Origin of the sequence: Acaryochloris thomasi RCC1774, assembly GCF_003231495.1 — a bacterium.
Lineage (GTDB): Bacteria > Cyanobacteriota > Cyanobacteriia > Thermosynechococcales > Thermosynechococcaceae > RCC1774.
The window spans coordinates 1-5,606 of record NZ_PQWO01000055.1; the positions used below are offsets into that span (position 1 = coordinate 1).

General features: G+C 48.9%; 4 protein-coding genes. 3 read left to right on the forward strand and 1 reads right to left on the reverse strand.

Annotated elements, in window-relative coordinates:
• Positions 1-89: 89 nt before the first annotated feature.
• A complete protein-coding gene (locus tag C1752_RS27750) occupies positions 90-983 on the reverse strand; it encodes a tyrosine-type recombinase/integrase (protein ID WP_110989279.1) in 894 nt (297 codons plus the stop codon).
• A 70-nt stretch (positions 984-1,053) separates the two neighbouring features.
• Here C1752_RS27750 and C1752_RS27755 point away from each other — a divergent pair, with 70 nt between their 5' ends.
• From C1752_RS27755 to C1752_RS27765, 3 genes are all read left to right on the forward strand, one after another.
• Positions 1,054-1,518 (forward strand): double zinc ribbon domain-containing protein, encoded by a 465-nt coding sequence (locus C1752_RS27755; RefSeq protein WP_233501921.1) that lies wholly within the window; start codon positions 1,054-1,056, stop codon positions 1,516-1,518.
• Entirely contained in the window at positions 1,519-4,497 is a 2,979-nt protein-coding gene (locus C1752_RS27760; protein ID WP_110989281.1) for a Tn3 family transposase, read from the forward strand.
• A gap of 330 nt (positions 4,498-4,827) precedes the next feature.
• On the forward strand, positions 4,828-5,229 hold the full coding sequence (locus C1752_RS27765; protein WP_233501922.1) for a type II secretion system protein GspG: 402 nt from the start codon (positions 4,828-4,830) through the stop codon (positions 5,227-5,229).
• The last annotated feature ends 377 nt before the right edge of the window (positions 5,230-5,606 follow it).

Here is a 5,606-nt window from a genome sequence, read left to right on the forward strand (position 1 = left end):
TGTTGTTCCAGAGTAGGTCTACTACTCCAGGCCAAATACTAAAAATGCTGAATTACGAGTCACAGTCTGTTGCTTCTGATGAGAATGCTCTACTCACTGATCACTTTCTTTAGTGCGCTCATTGCGACCTCTTCAGCCCGAGCCGATGTCACCTTCTGATAGCGCAACGTCGTCTGAATGTGTTGATGCCCCAGCAGCGCCCGCAGCTCCTCAATCCCCATAAGTCCCACCCGCTCAGTAGCAAAGGTATGGCGCAAATCATGAAGCCTGACCCCTTTGAGTAAACCGGCATCCTGCGTCACCTTCTTCCAAGCTTTGTATGCAGAGGTGTAGCTCAGACGACTGATCACCCCCGTCATCGGCTGCTGTGCTGTAAACAAAGCTGCACAATCTAGATGCCGATAGTTGCGAATGTACTTTTCTAGAACATCCTCAGCATCAGGACTATAGAAACACCAGCGCTTCTTGTTTCCCTTACCCACCACCTGAAACTTACGACCGACCAGATCGATCTCTTCAAGATCTAACGACAGGATCTCTGAGATTCTCGCTCCGCTGCGATGCAGCAAAGCAACAAGCGCATGGAGACGCGCATTCGACTTCACTAATTGGTACATCTGCTGCACCTGCTCAGGCGTCAAATACCGAACCAGTTCATCGGTTAACGATTCACCCTGCCTTGCATCCGGCTTCCGCTGCCGTAAATGAGCAATAGGATTATTTCTGAGATACCCCCGCTCAACGGCAAAGTTCAGGAGAGACTGAAGAATCGCCTGATGCCGCCGATGTGTCGTGTAAGACAGATGCTCCAGGCTATTGAGATAGTCTTCCAACACCCCACGAGAAAGCAGCTCCACTGGTAAATGTCCCTGCTGCTGCAGCAACGGTAAGAGGCTCAGCTCATAGGACTTCAGCGTGCTGGCCGCGTAGCCCGGACGGGCGAGAAACTCTGTCGCAACTGTTGCTAAAACTAACCTCGACATTGTGCCGATAATATACTCTGCAAAAAGATAATAATGTACTTTAGCAATGTTGTTTTCTAGCTCATTAATAATGGCATCAGAATTGGCGACCTGTACGCCCCACCCCGAAGAAACCCTCAACAATTATGTCCGCCGTCTCCGTCAGCAACGAAGCTGGACTCAAGTTCAACTGAGTGAAGCTGCAGGTGTTCATCGCCAAACGATTGGAAAGATTGAAAGTGGTGATAGTCAGCGGCTCAATCGGCGCGTCAGAAAAGGATTAGCGCTGGCCTTGAGTATTCCACTGGAGTACTTGGAAGCAGTCTGTGACGGCGCGGATGTTCCTTCGGTTGTCCGTCTCAAATTTTGCCCACAATGTTGGGTGCCCGGAACAGCACCAGAGTCCATGTGGACAGATCCAAGGAGCCACTACTGCTTTGGTTGTGGCACTGAGCTGACCCATCGCTGTCAGCAGTGCAAAGAGCCAATTTTGTCGCTGCAGTTCCGGTTCTGTCCCTACTGCGGAAACTCATACAAGCCAGCAGCATCACCGTAAATGCCCGTTCGTTTTCTGAGTGTCGCTGAGCGAACTCACCGGAGCCAGTTCCCAGAAGACATCTCTGAGTCAGATCTGATTCAATACTTCACGCTCACTCCAGAAGATCTCAAGCAGGTCAATCGCAAACGTCAGCCTGATAACCAACTGGGCTTTGCTCTGCAGCTTTGCGGACTTCGGTACATGGGCTTTTGCCCTGATGACCTGCAGCAGACACCGACAGAAATTGTCGTTTTTGTGAGCCACCAGCTTGAGATTGAAGCGGAGGTGCTATCGACCTACGGCCAGCGGTCCCAAACCCGAAGCAAACACTTTCAGCAGGTCCAGAAGCATTTGGGGTTTCGAACGCCTGATCCCATCGATCTCAAGCGACTATCAAAGTGGCTGGTTAATCGAGCCTTAGAGCACGACAAGCCTTCACTTCTCTTCCAGCTCGCAGCCGAAAAGCTCTTCAAGGACAAGCTTGTTCGTCCAGGTGTCACTGTTCTAGAGCGGATGGTCGGCACCGTGCGGAATCGGGCCATGAAAGAGACTCATAAACGGCTTAAGCCATTACTGACGCTTCCGGTCAGGCGATTTCTCAATCAACTGTTGGAGCATGAGTCTCAAATCCATGCCGTTCGTTTTTCTTGGCTGCGACGGCCGGCCATCAGCAATTCACCTAAAGCAATTCTCACAGCAATAGACAAGATCCGTTTCCTGCGAGACAACCAAGTCCATCTATGGGATGTCTCCATGCTCAATCCCAATCGTCTCAAATTCCTAGCCCGACTCGCAAAGAAGAGCAGCGTTCAAGGTCTGAAGCGAATGCCCGCAGGAAAGCGTTATCCCTTGCTGGTCGCGTTTGCTCAACAGTTGTTGATTGAGGCCACTGATGAGGCGGCAGATCTTTTCATTCAGTGTTTATCAGATACCCATGCTAGAGCGAGGAACGATCTCAAAGCATTCCGGCAAAAGGAAGCGGTGGCGATCAATGAAAAGGTAAGACTGCTTAAACAGGTGGGAGGTGTGGTGCTAGATCCACAGGTGGATGATCCCAAGGTGCGATCTGACATTTTTGAGCAGATCACTCCAGAGGAGTTGGAAGCAGCCATCACAGACTGCAACCGCTTAGTGCGCCCTACTCAAGACGAGTCCTATGACTACTTCGCAGCACGGTACAGCTACATTCGCCGGTTTGCTCCAGAATTTTTAGAGACGTTTTCATTCCGCTCCAATAGAGAAAACGATCCGTTGCTGGAGGCGATCGCCGTTTTGGAGAAACTCAATACGACGGGCAAACGACACGTTCCTCAATCAGCACCGATGGCTTTTGTGAGTGCACCTTGGAAATCCTACATCCGAGATGAAGAGGGGAAAATACAGCGGCGTTATTACGAGATGTGCGTACTTTGGGAACTCCGTAATGCTCTGCGCTCAGGCAATCTGTGGATGGAAGGCTCACGTAGATATGCAGACCCAGAAAGCTACCTGATCCCCAAGGAGCAGTGGCCATCAATGCGAACTGAGTTTTGCCAGATGATGTCGCTGCCAGAGCAGGGAAAACGACAATTAAAAGACTTGAATCAGCAGCTTGATGCTGAAATGACGAAGTTTATGGAGACCCTCAAAGACAATCCTAATGTCCGTTTAGAGGATGACCGTGTTGTTCTCTCCCCCCTGGAAGCTCAAGAACAGTCCAAGCGGCAAAAGAAGCTGAAGGCTTTGGTCAATCAATGTCTGCCAAAAATAGACCTGACGGATCTGTTGATTGAGGTGGATTTGCTGACGGGCTTCAGTGACCATCTAGTTCATGCCGGTGGCCATCAAACCCGCTCACGAGAGACCAAACGGTATCTGTATGCAGCATTACTGTCACAGGCTTGCAATTTGGGTCCGCAGGCAATGGCACGAGGGGCTGATTTATCCTATGAACGCTTGCTGTGGCACAACAACTGGTTCCTTGATGAAAGCACGCTCACGAAGGCGACGACTGAATTAGTGAACTATCATCACAAGCTACCGTTGGCTAAATCTTGGGGCGGTGGAACACTCTCTTCCTCTGATGGTCAGCGCTTTCCGGTTACGGTAAAAAACACTCAATCGGTGGCCTTGCCCAAGTATTTTGGTTACGGAAAGGGTGTCACGTTTTACACCTGGCTCTCAGATCAGTTTTCGCAGTACGGCACTAAGGTCATTCCTTCGACTCGTCGAGATGCACCCTATGTCTTCGATGGAATCAAAGACAATGAAACGGAGCTTAAGATCCTAGAGCACACCACTGATACGGCAGGTTTCACTGAGGTAGTCTTTGCTTTCTTCAATCTGTGTGGTCTTCAGTTCTCGCCTCGAATTCGCGATCTGGGCAAACAGAGACTCTATCGTTTCAAGACCAAGCCGGATACACTCATCAAGCCTCTGTTTGAAAGGCGTATTAAGTCGAAGCGGATTGTGGACCCTTGGGATGAGATGTTGCGGGTGGCGGCCTCACTCCAGCATGGCTATGTCACCTCTTCGCTGTTAATGAGCAAGCTCAGTTCGTTCCCTGAACCGAATCGCTTGCTGCAGGCATTTCAGGAGTATGGGCGGTTGGTGAAGACGATTTATATTCTCCGCTACTACAACAGTCTCGATCATCGCAGGCGGGTCAAACGTCAGTTGAACAAGGGTGAGGCGGTCCAGGGACTGAGGCGTTTTCTAGTGGTGGCTCGACAGGGAGAATTGCGGCAGCGCTATCAGGAGGGGCTGGAGAATCAGGCTAGTTGCCTGACATTGGTGACCAATGCGGTGGTGATCTGGAATACGGTGTATTTGCAGGCGGCGCTTGATTACATTGAAAAGCAGGGATATGAGGTGACGGAAGAAGACCGAGCGCGGTTCTCTCCAGCGCGGTATGGGCATATCAACCCGCATGGAAAGATCATCTTTGATATTGAGAAAACTCAGGCCCTCAAGGGATTACGGCCTTTGGGGGGAATTAAGAAGGCAAAGCATGGTTAATCAAAGACAACATAGAAAAATATGGCAACTACTCAGCCTAAAGGTCCAGAGATATGTACCTCCAGACGTTGATGAATAGATAGAACCGTCTCAGTAAAAACAACAAGTAGCCCCATCTTTAGTCAATGTTGATTGCATCTGAACTAATGAAGTATCGAAATAGGGGAAGACAACAGCCTCATGTATAGCCTTAGTGGCCTTTCATCGTATGTAGTGTTTGGGGGTGGGAACCCTAAGAACACTGCTTAGGGCTTGCAATACACTATCCGTCTTCCTTTTATCGTCATGAAACGGACGCACATTAAAATTTGCACACTTCTTAGTCTAGTCATGGTTTCCGGCATTATCGGATTGCTAGGCAAGGCTTTCCTTGATGCTATTTCGATTCCCCGTAGTTCAGTAACACCTACGGCGGTTGGTGAGACACACTACAGGATTTATCTGTTTGCAAAATCCAATCATAGGCTTCCAAAAAGTCTTTCTGAGCTACCCCCTCGACAAGGATACGTCAATAGTACTGTCGATCTCTGGGGACGAGAATTGATCTATAAAACTGACGATGCAGGAATTATTACTCTTGGTAGCTATGGCCAAGACGGTATAATTGGTGGGGCAGGAGACGACGCTGACATACTCTACAGATATAGATCACGAGATGAATCAGGACAATTCATAGCTGCCAATGACTTATGGGTTGTTGAGGGTAGAATTCATCCTGAAAATGGCGGATAACAATGCGATTAACCGAAGGCGCGTAGATACAGAGTGTTGTTTTACCAATTTTTCTATAAGCCCTACTGAGACTGGCTTGTAGTTGAATCTAGTAGGGGCCTGTGAGAAATACAGGAGTAGTAGACCTACTCTGGAACACAACACTATGACTTCATCAAGACCCAATGACAAGCCAAACCGCTGAAAATGCCTAATAGAAAGGCTTTCAGTAGCTCATGAGCTAATAATCAAAAAAGTTATTTCCCTGAAACCTATACCTAGAAAGGAATGTGTCAATTTCGCTGCCTCGAAAAATGCGAAAATTAGCGCCTGAAACCTATACCCTCAAAAAGTTACAGCCTTAGCGTTGTTTTCTGTTCCGATGTACCCTAAACACC